The 15,535-nt window shown below is 54.0% G+C and carries 11 protein-coding genes; 10 read left to right on the top strand and 1 reads right to left on the bottom strand.

Going from position 1 to position 15,535, the window contains the following annotated elements; genetic code table 11:
- Position 1: 1 nt before the first annotated feature.
- Complete coding sequence (locus GFR01_RS10530; protein ID WP_099182423.1) at positions 2–1,384, bottom strand: aminotransferase class III-fold pyridoxal phosphate-dependent enzyme; 1,383 nt, start codon at positions 1,382–1,384, stop codon at positions 2–4.
- Between the two features lie 209 nt (positions 1,385–1,593).
- Here GFR01_RS10530 and GFR01_RS10525 point away from each other — a divergent pair, with 209 nt between their 5' ends.
- The 10 genes from GFR01_RS10525 (at position 1,594) to GFR01_RS10480 (ending at position 15,520) form a co-directional block, all read left to right on the top strand.
- The gene (locus tag GFR01_RS10525) at positions 1,594–3,075 is read left to right on the top strand and encodes an aldehyde dehydrogenase family protein (RefSeq protein ID WP_099182422.1); all 1,482 of its coding nucleotides are present in this window, start codon (positions 1,594–1,596) and stop codon (positions 3,073–3,075) included.
- A 4-nt stretch (positions 3,076–3,079) separates the two neighbouring features.
- A complete protein-coding gene (locus GFR01_RS10520; protein ID WP_099182421.1) occupies positions 3,080–4,228 on the top strand; it encodes an amidohydrolase in 1,149 nt (382 codons plus the stop codon).
- Between the two features lie 2 nt (positions 4,229–4,230).
- Positions 4,231–5,307: a tartrate dehydrogenase gene (locus GFR01_RS10515; RefSeq protein ID WP_099182420.1), complete on the top strand. Its 1,077-nt coding sequence runs from the start codon at positions 4,231–4,233 to the stop codon at positions 5,305–5,307.
- A 171-nt stretch (positions 5,308–5,478) separates the two neighbouring features.
- A complete protein-coding gene (locus tag GFR01_RS10510; protein WP_244902251.1) occupies positions 5,479–7,965 on the top strand; it encodes a TonB-dependent receptor in 2,487 nt (828 codons plus the stop codon).
- A gap of 24 nt (positions 7,966–7,989) precedes the next feature.
- The gene (locus GFR01_RS10505; protein ID WP_063903969.1) at positions 7,990–8,709 is read left to right on the top strand and encodes an HAD-IA family hydrolase; all 720 of its coding nucleotides are present in this window, start codon (positions 7,990–7,992) and stop codon (positions 8,707–8,709) included.
- Between the two features lie 233 nt (positions 8,710–8,942).
- The gene (locus GFR01_RS10500) at positions 8,943–10,487 is read left to right on the top strand and encodes an ABC transporter substrate-binding protein (protein WP_099182418.1); all 1,545 of its coding nucleotides are present in this window, start codon (positions 8,943–8,945) and stop codon (positions 10,485–10,487) included.
- On the top strand, positions 10,484–11,440 hold the full coding sequence (locus tag GFR01_RS10495; RefSeq protein WP_099182417.1) for an ABC transporter permease: 957 nt from the start codon (positions 10,484–10,486) through the stop codon (positions 11,438–11,440). Before GFR01_RS10500 ends, GFR01_RS10495 begins: the two co-directional genes overlap by 4 nt.
- Positions 11,437–12,243 (top strand): ABC transporter permease, encoded by an 807-nt coding sequence (locus tag GFR01_RS10490; RefSeq protein ID WP_099182416.1) that lies wholly within the window; start codon positions 11,437–11,439, stop codon positions 12,241–12,243. The genes GFR01_RS10495 and GFR01_RS10490 overlap by 4 nt, the downstream gene beginning before the upstream one ends.
- Positions 12,244–12,245: 2 nt before the next feature.
- On the top strand, positions 12,246–14,066 hold the full coding sequence (locus GFR01_RS10485; RefSeq protein ID WP_099182415.1) for an ABC transporter ATP-binding protein: 1,821 nt from the start codon (positions 12,246–12,248) through the stop codon (positions 14,064–14,066).
- Positions 14,063–15,520, top strand: coding sequence for an NAD-dependent succinate-semialdehyde dehydrogenase (locus GFR01_RS10480; RefSeq protein WP_099182414.1), 1,458 nt, complete (start codon positions 14,063–14,065; stop codon positions 15,518–15,520). Before GFR01_RS10485 ends, GFR01_RS10480 begins: the two co-directional genes overlap by 4 nt.
- Positions 15,521–15,535: the final 15 nt, after the last annotated feature.

Here is a 15,535-nt window from a genome sequence, read left to right as displayed (position 1 = left end):
GTCAGGTTTTGAGGGCGCTTGCTACGGCTGGGTCGTCCATGACGCGGTCCAGTATTGAGACAATCCCATCACAAAGCTGATCCATCTCAGCAATCGTGCTGCACAGAGGCGGTGCAAGCCCGATGACATCGTCCCCAAAGGCCCGGAAAAGAATACCCTGTTCATAGCCATAGCGGCTGAGCTTTCCGGAAATTCCGAGTTGCGCATCCGGCTTGGTTTTGGTCGCTTTATCGGTCACGAGTTCGATACCGGCGAGCATTCCAAGAGACCGGGTTGTGCCCACGAGTGGATGATTACCAAGTCCGCGCAACCGCGTAGCAAGATGCTCACCAACACGGGTTCCGTTTTCAAGCAGTCCACCCTCGTAAAGGTCCAGAACTGCAAGACCGATGGCTGCGCTGACAGGATGGGCGCTATAGGTCTGCCCGTGCCCGACTGAGACGCCTGGGGGGGTCTTGTCACGAATCGTTTCGTAGATCGTATCGGACATGAAAACGCCACCCATCGGAGCGTAGCCAGCCGTCAGACCTTTTGCGACCGTCATCATGTCGGGCTCAATGTTTTCATGAGCGCAGGCAAAGAGCGGGCCAGTCCGTCCGAAACCTGTGATGACTTCATCGACGACGAACAGAATGTCCAGCTCGCGGCAGGCTGTCTGCATTGCCGTTGCCCAACCCTTTGGCGGTATTATGACACCGCCCGACCCTTGGACGAGTTCGCAGTAGAAGGCCGCGACATGCTGTGGGCCGCCTATTTTTGCAATTTCGTCATGCAGCGCCTGTACTGAGGCTCGGATGATGGCCTCAGCATCAGGGCCAGCAAGATGGCGGTAGGGATCGGGGCTCGGGATATGATGCTGCCACGGAAGGGGAACATCTGCATCACGATGAAAGACCGGAAGTGCGGTCAGGCCTGCGCCGACGAATGATGAGCCATGATAACCCTTCTGTAACCCGATAACATGGCGCTTTTCAGGCGTTCCCCGTGCGTGCTGGTAGTAACGGATGAAGCGGAGCGTACTGTCCACGGCATCGGAACCACCAAGCGCGAAATAGATGTGATTAAGATGTCCTGGAGCATGCCGGGTCAGTCGCGCGGCCAATTCGATAGCAGGCTCGTTTGAAAAGCCGAAATAGCCGGTGGCATAGGGAAGTTTTTCAAGCTGACGTCGGCCTGCCTCAATAACGCTCTCACAACCGTAACCGGTATTGACGCACCAGAGGCCAGAAAATCCGTCCAGAAGACGGTTTCCTTTGCTGTCTGTCAGCCAGACACCTTTGCCGGATTCCAGAATGGTTGCTCCGCTGGCTTCGTGACCCTGCCATGACGAGACGGGATGGATGAGGTGTTCGCGGTCAAGCGAGACGAGACGTGGCGTATCCATGGTGATTCCTGTCCTGATCCTGGATGCGATCATTGCGCAAAGCTAGCGATATGTAATGTAAGAAAAGCCGATATCCGGAGCATAAAATGCTGTTGGTGCGATCTGAATAGCAGGGATATTCAAATGTGCTGACAGAGTATTTTGCTGTTTGCCCCTCTGTAAGGCTGCGCACATTGTATCCTTCCCGCAATGGTCTTCCGCAGGCATGAATGATGACAGGCATTACCTTTGACCCGACCCTGGTGGCGCTGCCAAACGCGCATTTTGTGGGTGGAAATATCCTGAAAGGCGAGGGAGCCATTCCTGTTCATGCACCTTCGGATGGTCGGTTGCTCTGTCATCTGCCGGAAGCTGGTGCGGATCTGGTTGATTATGCTGTCTGCCTTTCGAGAGATGTACAGATGCGCTCCGGTTGGGCGACCTGCGCGCCACGGGAACGGGGGCGTGTCCTGCGTCGATGGGCCGATCTTGTAGAAGAAAATGCTATAGAACTGGCACGACTGGAAACAGCCTGTTCCACGCGTCCGATTGCAGAAACAACAGCGTGGGATGTGCCTTTTACGGCAGAGGGGATCCGCTTTTTCGCTGAATATGCCGACAAGTTGGGTGGAGAAGTCGCTGCGACCCAGAGCGACCTGTTAGGGATGGTTCTGGCTGAGCCCTATGGCGTTATTGGTGCCATTGCTCCTTGGAATTTCCCTCTGGTCATGGGGAGCTGGAAAGTGATCCCTGCGCTAGCGGCTGGAAATGGTGTCGTACTCAAGCCATCAGAAATGACACCATTCTCGATTGTTCGTCTGGCTGAACTGGCAATCGACGCCGGGGTTCCGGCCGGTCTGTTCAATGTCGTACAAGGAACGGGTCCGATCACGGGCGACGCTCTGGCTCGACATCCGGTCTGCGGAAAACTGACGTTCACCGGCTCTACGAGAACTGGCATCGAAATCATGAAAGCGGCGGCGGAGAGCGGCCCAAAGCCTGTCACGCTCGAGTTGGGTGGGAAAAGTCCACAGATCGTTTTCGATGATATCCGCAATATAGACGCCGTTGCGGATCGTATCCTGCGAGCTTTTACAGGCAATGCAGGGCAGGTCTGTGTGTCTGGCTCACGACTGATCGTGCAGAGGGCGGTTCACGATGCTCTTTTGGAGAAGATCGTTCAGCGGGCACAGGGATTTTCTTCTGGTGCGCTTGAAAAAGCCGAAACGCGGTATTCTCCTATCATTTCGGAGCGGCAGGCAACGTCCATTGAAGCTGCGGTCTATGACAGTGTGCAGGCGGGAGCCTCAACGCTTCTTCCTCTTAGCCGTATGGACGGCCCGGGAGGCGCATTTCTCTCCCCGTGCATTCTTACAGAGGTGACGCCGCAGACGCGGGCAGTAAAGGACGAGCTTTTCGGTCCGGTGCTGACGGTTCAGACATTTGATGATGAGGCTGAGGCGTTATCGCTGGCGTCTCATGCGACATACGGTCTTGCCGCAGGCGTTCATACTTCTGATCTCGGGCGTGCCATGCGGGCTGTACGCAACCTGAAGGCTGGAACTGTTTGGGTCAATCGGTATGGACGGTCATCGGATTTTGTGATTCCCACCGGTGGATATGGTGGTTCAGGAATTGGGAAGGATCTGGGGCGGCAGGCTGTTGAGGCCAATCTGCGCTACAAAAGCGTCCTCATGGCGTTTGAGGGTTGAGGCCATGGAGCTTTCTGACCTCGTCGCCCTGCGAAAAGATCTTCATGCCCATCCGGAGCTCAGGTTCGAAGAATTTAGGACGTCCGATATCGTGGCGGATGTTCTGACGTCTCTCGGATATCGCCCATCCAGAGGACTGGCAAAAACCGGAGTTGTGGCGTCTCTCCCAGGAAAGCAGGCCGGTCCATCCATCATTTTACGCGCGGATATGGACGCTCTACCGATTGAGGAGCGGGGGAACCACGCTCATATTTCCCGCCATTCTGGACGGATGCATGCCTGTGGCCATGACGGGCATACGGCCATGCTTCTGGGAGCTGCTGCCGCATTGGCTGCTGACCCGCCAGACTGCGGAACGGTCCATTTTGTGTTCCAGCCAGGAGAGGAGGGCGGCGCTGGCGCCAAAGTCATGCTGGATGAGGGGCTACTGGAGCACTTCCCCGCGGGGCGTGTCTTTGGAATGCATAACTGGCCCGGCCTTCCCATTGGCTCGATGGCGACCCGTACAGGTGCGATTATGGCTGGAGGTTGGAGGTTTCTGATAGACATAAAAGGGAAGGGATCACATGCGGCTCAGCCACATTTGGGCCGGGATGCCCTGACCGTGGGGGCCGCCTTTGTTCAGGAAGCCCAACTGCTGGTTTCACGTCGCTCAAACCCGTTGACGGCAGCAGTTCTTTCCATTTGTACATTTCATGCGGGCACAACGGACAACATTTTGCCTGAAACCGCTACACTGCGGGGCACGATCCGTTCGCTGGATGTTCAGGAATTGGAATCTCTGAAAGAAGGCATGACGCGTTTGGCCACAGGTCTTGCGCTTGCGCATGACGTAACGATTAAAGTTCAGTTTCACCAACCTTATCCCGTAACAGTAAATACAGCGGACGAAACAGCGTTGGCGCTGACTGCAATGAGCCAGGTCGTTGGCGCGCAGGGAATGGTGGTTCCTGACATGACACCAAGCATGGCCTCCGAGGATTTCGGCTTCCTGTTGGAAAAGCGGCCCGGTGCGTTGGTCATGCTGGGAAACGGCACGTCCGCGCCTCTGCATGCGCCCGATTATGACTTTGATGACAAGATCATTCCGCACGGCATCGCCTATTGGGTGGCGCTCGCCCACACATGCCTGCGCAACAATCAGGACATTTGACCATGACGACTTACAAGATTGCTGTCCTGCCAGGAGATGGAATTGGCAAGGAGGTTATGCCTGAAGCACTTAAAGTGCTCGACAGTGTCGGGCGCCTGTGCGGGATCGGGTTTGATTATACCCACTTCGACTGGAGTTGCGAAACCTGGCTGAAGACCGGGCAGATGATGCCCGAAGATGGCATGAGCCAGCTGGCTCAGAACGATGCCATCTTACTGGGCGCTGTGGGGTATCCGGGTGTTCCGGATCATCTGTCCCTCTGGGGACTGCTCCTGAAGATTCGCAGAGAGTTTGATCAATATGTGAACCTGCGTCCTGTGCGGCTTCTCCCCGGGATTCCATGCCCTCTGGCCAACAAGAAGCCGGGAGATGTGGATTTCTGGATTGTTCGGGAGAACGTTGAAGGGGAATATTCTCAGGTTGGAGGGCGCTTCGCGGAAGGAACTGAGGCGGAGGGTGTTGTTCAGAGTGCCGTTTTTACGAAGCTCGGAACGGATCGAATCTTGCGGTATGCGTTTGAAATGGCGCGGAAAATCGGTCGTCTTCACGTAACGTCTGCCACAAAGTCGAATGGTTTGTATCATTCCATGCCGTATTGGGATGAGCGGTTTGCGGCAATTGGTGCAGAATACCCGGATGTCCGTATGGATCAATACCATATCGATATTCTTGCTGCGCGCTTTGTAATGTCTCCGGAACGGTTTGATGTCGTTGTTGGAAGTAATCTGTTTGGTGACATTCTTTCCGATCTGGGTCCCGGAATGACGGGAACAATCGCCGTTGCTCCATCTGCCAACATCAACCCCGAAAAAAAATACCCCTCCATGTTTGAACCCGTTCATGGGTCTGCCCCGGATATCTTCGGCCAGAATATCGCCAATCCAATTGGCCAGATCTGGGCGGCTTCCATGATGCTGGACCATCTTGGAGAGACCGAGGCAGCCGCTCTGATTTTGAAAGCCATGACGGATGTTCTTTCCACCCAGAATGCTCCTCGCACCCCCGATATGGGCGGTCGGGCCAAAACGTCAGATGTCGGGAATGCCATCGCCGAAGCTCTTACTTCAGGCGTTGGATGAGCTCTGAAGAGCAACGTGGGGAAACCGTTCCAATAACGGAATTATATGCCAATCGAGGCAGGGAAACGGGAGAATGAACTGAACCGAATATGCAACGAATTGTCTGACAGTAAGAATGCAAATAAGGTTCTCTGAGATTTCAAGGAGAACCGGCTACTGATGGGAACAGACATGTCAGATACAGCGCAAATGTTCGTTCTTCAAAGTTGCGGCTCCAAGGGGCTCTCGAGAGCTACGAAGAAGCCGGGACGTCTGGTTCTTCTCACGCTTTCAACCTGGCTGTCCATGCAAGGGGCTTTCGCTGCAGAGGTTACTCATCATCAGCACGCTCGCCCTGCCAGCAAAGTTGCACAGCATGGCGCAAGTGCCCTTAAAGAAAATACGCCTGCTACGGCACCTGTGCATCATGACGTGGAATCCGCAGCAACCGAAAGCGTAGTAGTCCACAAGGGCATCGCCTCGGCTACGGGTGTAACGAACACGACGCCCGGCGGCGGGCTCATGCCTCCGCAGACTGTGGCAAAATCCCGTAGCGGCATTACGCGTGACTTCATTGCGAAACAGAGCCCGACGGCAAACCCTGTGTCTATGGTAGCCAGTCTCCCAGGGGTCGTTTATTCTGGTAACGATCCTCTGGGAACAAATGACGACCAGCAGGGACTGAGTGTTCGTGGCTTGGATCAAACGGAAATCGGGTATCTCTACGAAGGTATCCCAGCCGCTGCTCCGGTCTATCTTCTGCCATACACGTCTTCCACGGCAGATAACGAAAACATTCAGAGTATCACCCTGACGCAGGGATCTCCCGACATTACATCCCCCCTCTATAATGCGGTGGGAGGGGAATTGACCGAAAGCCTTCGTGATCCGTCACACAAATTTGGCGGCCTCGCCAATTTTTCTTATGGGTCATTCAGTCTGCGCCGGGAGTTCATCCGTATGGATACGGGAGATATTGGCCATACGGGAATTCGCGGGTTTCTGTCTTTTTCTGCCAGAACAGCCGATGAATGGCGCGGGGTAGGTCAGACACGACGTTATCACGTAGACGGAAAATTCGTGAAGGAATGGGGAGAAGGCAATAAGGCTTCCTTCGTTCTGTCCTACAATGATCCGCTCCAATATTACCTGCGTGCACCTACGAAGGCCCAGTGGGCACAGTATGGTGTCAATTATAATTATGCAGACAAGTACACAAAAGGCAGTTCTGATTATTATAAGCTCCAGGAAAATCTGCATCGCACACTTATTCTCGGCGCCCCGGTCAATCTGAACCTCGGTCATGGGCTCAGTCTCAATACAACGCCGTATTTCACCTACGCTACTGGCTATGACAATGGCGGGACGAATCTTTCAAGAACTGGAAGCTATTACGGTAATCAGAGTGCGGGGATCTTGCAAAATACGGGAACCGGTAGTGGAAGCTCTTTTTCTGCGATCTCGATCGACAAGTATGACCTGTATTATAGCGGATTGAACACAACGCTCTCCTGGACCAAAGGAAACAATACACTTGCTGTAGGATACTGGTATTCCTATTTCGACCAGTCTGAACCATCCCTTTACGAAGCTCTTGGTTCGGATGGGCAGGTCTCCAGTATGTATGGACAGTGGGCGGTCAGAACGCAGGATGGATCACTGCTTTCCCAGTATGATATTCATCTGATCCAACAAACGAACTCTCTGTTTATCAATGATACTTACAAGGCTTTGAATGATCGTTTGACGCTGACTGCCGGCTTTAAGGAAACAATGGTGACCCGTAAGGTGACCCAAAATATTCCAGGTACGAATTATCAGAATGGCCAGAGTGATGCGGCGCCTCTGCCCCAGGTCGCCATCAGTTATAAAATTACGCCGCATGACCAGATTTACATCAACGGCACGACAGCCTTTCGTCTGCCAGCTTCCATCATGTCATATGTCGACCGTTACAGCGTCTCTACGGGAGCACAGACACGGTCTCATACTGTTAATCCCAAATCTGAATATGCGATCGGGGAAGAAATCGGGTATCGCCATACCGGTCTCGTCAGTGTGGCGTTAGCACTCTTCAATTATAATTTCACGAACCGCCAGATCAATACGACAACATATGCGAGCGGTACCCCCGTTACAGAGTCTATCAATGGCGGCGGCCAAACGGCTCGTGGTGCCCAGATTGAGATGGGACTGCGCCCCTGGCATCATTTCAGCCCCTATGTTTCAGCACAATACCTGCACGCCACGACTGACAACAATCTTCAAGTTGGTAATGATTACGTCCGGTCTGCTGGAAAAATTGCTGTCAAAAGCCCGAAAGTCACTGTTGCTGTTGGGTTGTCTTATGATGATGGAAGCCTTTTTGGGGCTTTCAATATGAATTATGTCAGCAAACAATACTCAACATTTATGGATGATCAGAGTATTCCATCTTTCGAGACCTTCAATCTCAACTTTGGATATCGCTTCCACAGCTATATGTATTTCAAGCATCCACAAATTCAGCTTAACCTCATGAATATTGGGAATAATGGTTTTCTTTCCGGGGTAAGTGGTCTCAGCACGAACGCGAAATCTACAAAGGGTGTTTACGGAACAACCATAGCGGGCAGCTCGCCGACTTATTTTGTTGGTGGTGGCTTTGCGGGCGTTCTTTCCTTCACAACCGGTTTCTAATCTTTTTTCAGGAAAATTCAGGCCATGACGCGTAAACCTAAAGTTCTGACATTTGATGTGGTTGGAACGCTGATCGATTTTGAAAACGGGATGAAAAACGCGCTGCTGCAAATTTTGGGAACAAGGGGAGGGACACTTGATTTCGAAGAATTTCTAACGGAATATCGCGCTTTGCGGAACCGTTCAGAAAAGAAATTGTTTCCAGAAGATCTGGCGCCTATCTATTTGATCTTGGCAGAAAAATTTGGTCTTCCAACCGGGGGCGGCGAAGAGAATGTATTTGTCGAAAGCGCTACGTCGTGGCCCGCATTTAGTGACAGTGTGGATGCTCTGAAAAGATTGGAAAAGCATTTCCATCTTGTGGCCATGACGAATGCGCGGAGATGGGCATTTGATGGCATGGACAAGACACTTGAATACCCTTTTTTCAAGGGGTTCACTGTAGACGACAGTGGCTGCGAAAAGCCTGATCCGCGGTACTTCACCTATGTGCTGGAGCAGCTTGCGCCGGATGGTTACACGAAGGAGGATGTGCTGCACGTGGCCCAGAGTCAGTTTCATGACATCGGGATTGCACGGGAATTGGGTTACACCGTGTGCTGGATTGAGCGTCGCAAGGCTGTAGGGGGCGGCTTCGGAGGAACTGTCGCCGTACAGGAAATAACGACACCAGATTATCATTATCATACCTTGGCTGAACTGGCGGACGCTGCGGACCGTGATGAACTCGTCATGCTCGCCTAGAGGCGCCGTTGAATCTGCTGCATGAGAAAAATCATTCAGCAGATTTCCCTGCGAAGCGAGATATTTTGAGTAAAACATTCAGTCAATCCGTGTTTATATCGAAATGAAAGCAATTCCCTGATGGGGGTTGCAGGACCACAGCGGAGGCTCAAATGACTTCTTTCAATCAGATGTTCGGCTCCGTTGCTCCTTATGTTGGTAGGCTTCCAGGTTCTCCTTTCTGAGGAATTAAGATGCGCGTTGCATCTGTCCTTGGCCGTCGACCTGTTCTGAAGGGTGCGGGGCTTTTTGTGGCGGGAATGTCCACGCGGTCAGCAATGTCAGCTCCCATTTCTGGTGGGCATCTGAAAGTGGCTGGCGCAGTGGGCTCGGCGTCAGAAACTCTTGATCCCGCACATCAGTCCATGGCGACGGACTATATCCGCGGTCATCTATTTTATGATGGTCTGGTCTCCCTGGACGACAGGCTCAACCCTCGTCCGGCGCTTGCAGAAGCGCTGGATAGCGATGATCTTCTCACATGGCATATCCGTTTGCGCCGCAATGTTCGGTTTCACGACGGCGCTGTCCTGACAGCAGATGATGTCGTTTTTTCTCTACTTAGGCATCAGGATCCTGGGATAGGCTCGCAACAATACGCGCTTGCCCGAACGATGCAGTCTGTACGGGCTGTATCACCGCTCATGGTGGAAATTGTTCTCCAAACACCCAATTCGGATTTTCCTGCCATTCTGGGGATCAGTAATTTTGCTATTCTGAAAGCTGGAACAAGAGATTTCAGGACTGCAAATGGTACCGGTCCCTTTCGATGTCAGGAATTCGCTCCAGGCATTCGGACTGTTGCCGTCAGGAACTCGGAATTCTGGGGTGAGAAACCGCACCTTGACAGCGTCGAGCTGATTGCCATTCCCGATGAGATGGCTCGGCATAATGCGTTGATGTCCGGGGATGTAGACCTGATTGCCACCGTCAACCCCCGTCTTGTTCAGATGCTGGAAAAAGCGGGCTTTGGTATCGTGGAAAGTCCGGTAGGTACGTACACGGATTTATCCGTTCGGCTGGATCAAAGGTATGGCCATTCGCCAGATTTTGTCGAAGGCATCAAGTTCCTTCTCAATCGAGAACAAATCCGGCAATCTGTTTTTTTGGGTTTTTCTCGGCTTGGTAACGATCAACCTATTCCTCCAGAAAGTCCATATTTCAATAATCAATTGCCTCAGCGCGTTTACGATCCTGACAAGGCACAATTTCTTCTGAAGCGGAGCGGGTTTCTGGGAGAAACCATTCCACTGGTCTGCTCTCCTGCCGCTCTGGCATCCGTCGATATTGCTGTTGTCCTGCAATATGCTGCCTCCCGGATTGGACAGAAAATGGCCGTGCAGCGTGTTCCAGCAGATGGTTACTGGACGCAGTACTGGATGAAGTCATCTCTGGGGTTTGGCAACATCAATCCGAGACCGGCTCCCAGTTTGACGTTCGAAGTGGGTTTTGCCAGTGCGTCGCCCTGGAATGAATCCCGCTGGCACAATCCATATTTTGATCGGCTTTTGCAGGAAGCAAAATCCACGCGGGATGATGCCAAAAAGCGCCAGCTTTACTGGGATATGCAGGAGCTTGTCGCATCTGGATCCGGGGTGTGTATCCCCAATTTCACGAACAGCCTGGATGCGTATGCGCCCCATATCTGCGGCTTGCGTCCCAGCCAGGCTGGTCAGTTGATGGGTTATGATTTTGCGCGTTCGGTCTGGCTCAGTGAAAAGCAGGGGAGGAAGGCTTGAATCGCCACCTTGTTCTGCTGATTGGCCGTCGCTTTCTTGCTGCAGCTACGTCACTTGTCTTCGTGGTAGTGACTGTCTTCGCCATCACGAATGTCCTTCCCGGTGATGCAACCGACGCCCTTTTGGGGCAGGGTGCAACACCGCAGGCTGTAGCCGCCATGCGGCACAATCTGGGTTTGGACCGGTCTGTGTTTGTTCGATTCTGGTTCTGGCTCTGGGGAATTCTGCACGCAGAATTTGGAAACTCCTTGCTGAATGGTCTTTCTGTTGCGGATGCCATTGGGCCGCGTCTGCACAACTCGCTCCTTCTCGCAGGGGCGTCCGCAGCGGTTTCTGTGCCGGTCTCGCTGTTTTTGGGGGTTACGTCAGCCATATGGAAAGACACGGTTTATGACCGTGTCGTTTCGATTCTGACGCTGGGGATGGTGTCGGTCCCGGAGTTCGTGATCGCCACAATAGCGGTTTATGTTTTTGCAGTACGTCTACACCTGCTGCCTGCACTGGCAGATGTCGGGAGTGTCCATTCTCTGCGGCAGTTTCTTTCGGCCTTTTTTATGCCTGTTGCGAGCCTTGCGCTTGTAACTCTTGCGCAGATGGTCCGCATGACGCGTGCCGCGATGGCGGATACGCTATCCGCTCCCTATATCGAAATGGCGCTTCTCAAGGGCGTCGGTCCGATACGACTGATCCTTGTGCATGCCATTCCCAATGCGATCGGTCCGATCGTTAATGCCGTAGCCCTTAGTCTTTCTTCCCTGCTTGGCGGGGTTGTGGTGATAGAAGTTGTGTTCACGTACCCTGGAATCTCGGGTCTGATGGTGGATGCCGTCAGCTCACGCGATGTTCCGACAGTACAGGCCTGTGCGCTTGTGTTCTGTGTGACCTATCTCTTTCTCACAACGTTTGCCGACATTGTCACGATCCTGTCTCTGCCGAGGGGAAGAAAAACATGATCGTCAGGATCGGGAGCTTCCGTAGCAGGCATGATCGGGCAGTTGTGCTGATTGCGTTCTGGCTTCTTCTGGCTCTTCTCGGGCCGCTGTGTTCGTCTTACGATCTGGGCGCGATTGGTAGTCAGCCCGTCTTTTCTGGTCCTTCCCCCGCTCATCTTTTGGGAACAGACTATCTTGGTCGCGACACCCTTGCGCGGTTGCTAAACGGTATTCGGCACACTGTTCTTCTGTGCTTTGCATCTACGGTCTTGTCGTGCTCTATCGGTACGTTCCTGGGGATCGCGGCGGTTACGGCCCGACCGTGGGTTGAGGCACTGACAGGGAGGTTGGCGGATGGCTTTTTGTCCATTCCAAGTCTGCTTTTCGCTCTGCTGGTCATTGCCGTATTTGGAACATCGACGACGGCTTTGATCGTAACGATGGGCGTCATTTATACGCCTGGCGCATACCGTACGAGCCGTGCATTGGCTCAAAGAATTGCGCGGCTCGATTTTGTAACCGTGGCGCGAGCCAGAGGCGAAAGCACGACTTACATCATCCTGCAGGAAATTCTTCCCAACATGGCAGGCCCGATGATTACAGATGTAGGGCTAAGGTTCATCTATTCGGTGCTGTTGCTCAGTAATCTCAGCTTTCTCGGAATTGGGGTTCAGCCGCCAGAGGTCGATCTGGGGTCCATGGTTCGGGAAAACATGCTGGGCATGGCCTATGGTTCGCCTGCAATGATCGTACCCGTTATCGTAATCGCAGTGCTGACGGTAGGGATTAACCTTGCGCTGGATTCCAGTGGGGGGAGGCGCTGAACATGGCTGCCACCATTCAGGTTGAAAACCTTGAAATCGTTGGACGTCGAGGGAAGGGAGCGGAGCTTCCGATCGTCCGGGACGTCAGCTTTTCAGTACAGCGTGGAGAAATGCTGGCTCTGATTGGTGAATCCGGTTCCGGCAAGACCACGGTGGCGCTCTCGCTTCTCGGCCATATCCGCAAAGGATGTCGGATTGCCGGAGGTAAGATCCGGGTTGCGGGATATGATGTGACGGCTCTGACCCCGCATGAATGCCGGTCTATCCGGGGGAGAATCATCAGTTATGTCGCGCAGAATGCCGGAAGTGCCTTCAATCCGGCATTGTCCATCATGCGACAGGTTGTAGAGCCTGCTCTGGTCCATCGCATTCTGCCCAGACGGGATCTGGAAGCCCGGGCGGTTTCCCTGTTTCGGGCGCTGGCACTTCCTGACCCTGAAACAATCGGTGAAAGGTATCCTGGAGAGCTGTCGGGTGGCCAGTTGCAGCGGTTAATGGCCGCCATGGCTCTGATGACAGACCCTGAAGTCGTCGTTTTCGATGAGCCGACCACTGCTCTGGATGTCACGACCCAGATTGAAGTGCTTGCTGCCTTCAAAGCTGTTTTCGCAGAACGGGGCATAACCGGCGTATATGTGACGCATGATCTGTCGGTCGTGGCCCAGATTGCCGATCATGCCGTTGTTCTCAAGGATGGAGCCATCAAGGAATCCGGAACGGTCTCTAAGATCCTGTTTCAGCCAGAAGATCCGTATAGCCAGGCCCTTCTTACCGCTGCAGAACCCCGTTCACGACAAGCGGACCTTGCCAGACAGCCTGAGCAACCCAGCCTGCTGGACGTGCGTAATCTGGTGGTGGGATATGGGCAGCCCACGAGCGCTGGATTACCAGAGAAGGTGATTGTCAATCACGTCAACTTCAGTGTTCCGAAAGGAAGCATGCTGGGCGTGATTGGAGAATCCGGTTGTGGAAAGAGCACCTTGGCGCGCGCGATTTCAGGGCTTCAGCCTTGGGCTGCCGGAGAGCTTTTGCTGAACGGAACACCATTGGCAGCCGACGTGAGAGAGCGCACGCCTGAGCAGCGACGCCATCTGCAGCTTGTGGCCCAGAATGCAGACAGCGTGCTGAACCCTTCGAAACCCATAGGGCAGGCCCTTGAGCGTGTTGTTCGTTTTTATGGGGGCCTGCGAGGAGGGGCGGCCACGCGGCGTGTGAATGAACTGCTGGATATGGTCCGGCTTTCGCCCACACTCGCCTCCCGATTGCCGTCGGAGCTTTCAGGTGGCCAGAAGCAGAGGATCAACTTTGCCCGGGCCTTGGCTGCCGATCCACAGATCGTGCTGTGTGATGAGATCACAGCGGCGCTGGATACCGTCGTTGCGGCGGCTATTCTGGATCTCATGAAGGAACTGCAGCGTGATTTGGGGCTCGCCTTCATTTTCATTACCCACGATCTACATGCTCTTCAGTCCATCTGCGATCGTGTTGCCGTATTATATGCTGGGCAGGCCGTTGAGGTAGGCCCAGCCGTGGCGTTGGGGCAAGGGGTGCATCACCCCTACACCCGGCTGTTGCATGATTCCGTTCCTCTTATGGAGCCAGGGTGGCTTGAGGCCACACAAACACGGCGTTTGGCGGAAGCGACGCCCGCTCCCATAAGCCCCCTATCTCTCGATCCGGGATTATGCTGCTTTCTTGCGCGGTGTCCCGATCGTGTCAGCGGCCTTTGCGACAGGGTGCCTCCTCCTGTTCGCTCTGTTCCAGAGGGCCCCAGAGTTCTTTGTCACCTTCCTGCGTTCGACCGTCCGGAGTTTTCGACATGACATTTTCCCTGAATGATCCAGATCTTTTCCGTCAGACCGCCTTTCTCGGGGGAGACTGGAGAGCATCCACGAGCGGCAAGACCCTGACGGTCGATAACCCTTCCACAGGTGAGATCATCGGCAGTATTCCGGCCTGCACGGCTGAAGAAACCCGCGCTGCCATCGAAAGCGCGCGGATTGCGCAGGGCAAATGGCGTCGTAGCTCAGCCGCAGATCGTGCGGGTCTGCTGATGGCATGGTACCAGCTGATGCTGGACCATGCTGATGATCTGGCCAAAATCATGACACTTGAGCAAGGTAAGCCTCTGGCAGAAGCCAAAGGAGAAGTCGCTTACGCTGCGTCTTTCCTCAAATGGTTTGCGGCGGAAGCTGAGCATGTGCAGGGGAGTGCTCTGGTGCCGACAGCGGACCGCCGGGTCATCATCCTGAAAGAGCCGGTGGGAGTGACAGCGGCCATTACGCCCTGGAACTTCCCGCTTGCCATGATTACCCGCAAATGCGCCCCGGCTCTCGCCGCTGGGTGCAGCATGGTGATCAAACCATCAGAACTCACCCCGTATTCGGCTTTGGCTCTCGCTGTTCTGGCGGAGCGGGCAGGCCTTCCAAAAGGACTCCTGTCTATTGTGACGGGCTATGCGCAGGACATTGGTCCGGAACTGACAGCAAGCTCTGTTGTGCGCAAGCTGTCGTTCACGGGCTCTACAAAAGTTGGTGCGCTTCTGATGCGTCAGTCTGCGGACACGATCAAAAAGCTGAGCCTTGAACTGGGCGGAAACGCTCCGCTGATCGTGTTTGATGATGCCGACCTGGCGGTGGCAGTGTCTGGAACAATGCTCAGCAAATTCCGTAACGCGGGACAGACCTGCGTTTGCGCGAACCGTGTCTACGTTCAGTCCGGAATTCATGATGCGTTTCTGGAACAACTCGCTACAGAGGTGATGACCCTGAAGACGGGCGACGGCTTTGATCCGCAAACGCAGATTGGACCGCTGATCAATGAAGCTGCTGTCGCCAAGGTTAAGGAGCATGTGGAAGACGCTCTGGCCAAAGGGGCTCGCATTGTTGGCAAACCCCTGGAAATCAACGGTCGCTTTGCATCCCCGGTATTGCTGGCAGATGTGACGTCCGAAATGCGGATCGCGCAGGAAGAGACATTCGGCCCGATCCTGCCCGTGTTCCGCTTCGATAACGAGCAAGATGCCGTTCAACAGGCCAATGCGACCCCATTCGGGCTTGCAAGCTATTTTTTCACTAATGACATCGCGCGAGGCTGGCGGGTCGGAGAGGCTCTAGATTTTGGAATGGTGGGACTGAACACCGGATCTATCTCCCTTGTGTCAGCGCCTTTTGGGGGCGTCAAGCAATCCGGGCTCGGTCGCGAAGGGGGAGCGCTTGGCCTTGAAGAATTTCTTGAAACAAAGAGTTTTCACATCGGACTGCCGCCTGCACAATGACCTCCGTTGAAGAAA

The organism is Gluconobacter frateurii (genome assembly GCF_002723955.1).
Classification (GTDB): domain Bacteria; phylum Pseudomonadota; class Alphaproteobacteria; order Acetobacterales; family Acetobacteraceae; genus Gluconobacter; species Gluconobacter frateurii.
This window is presented reverse-complemented; position numbering and strand designations above follow the sequence as displayed.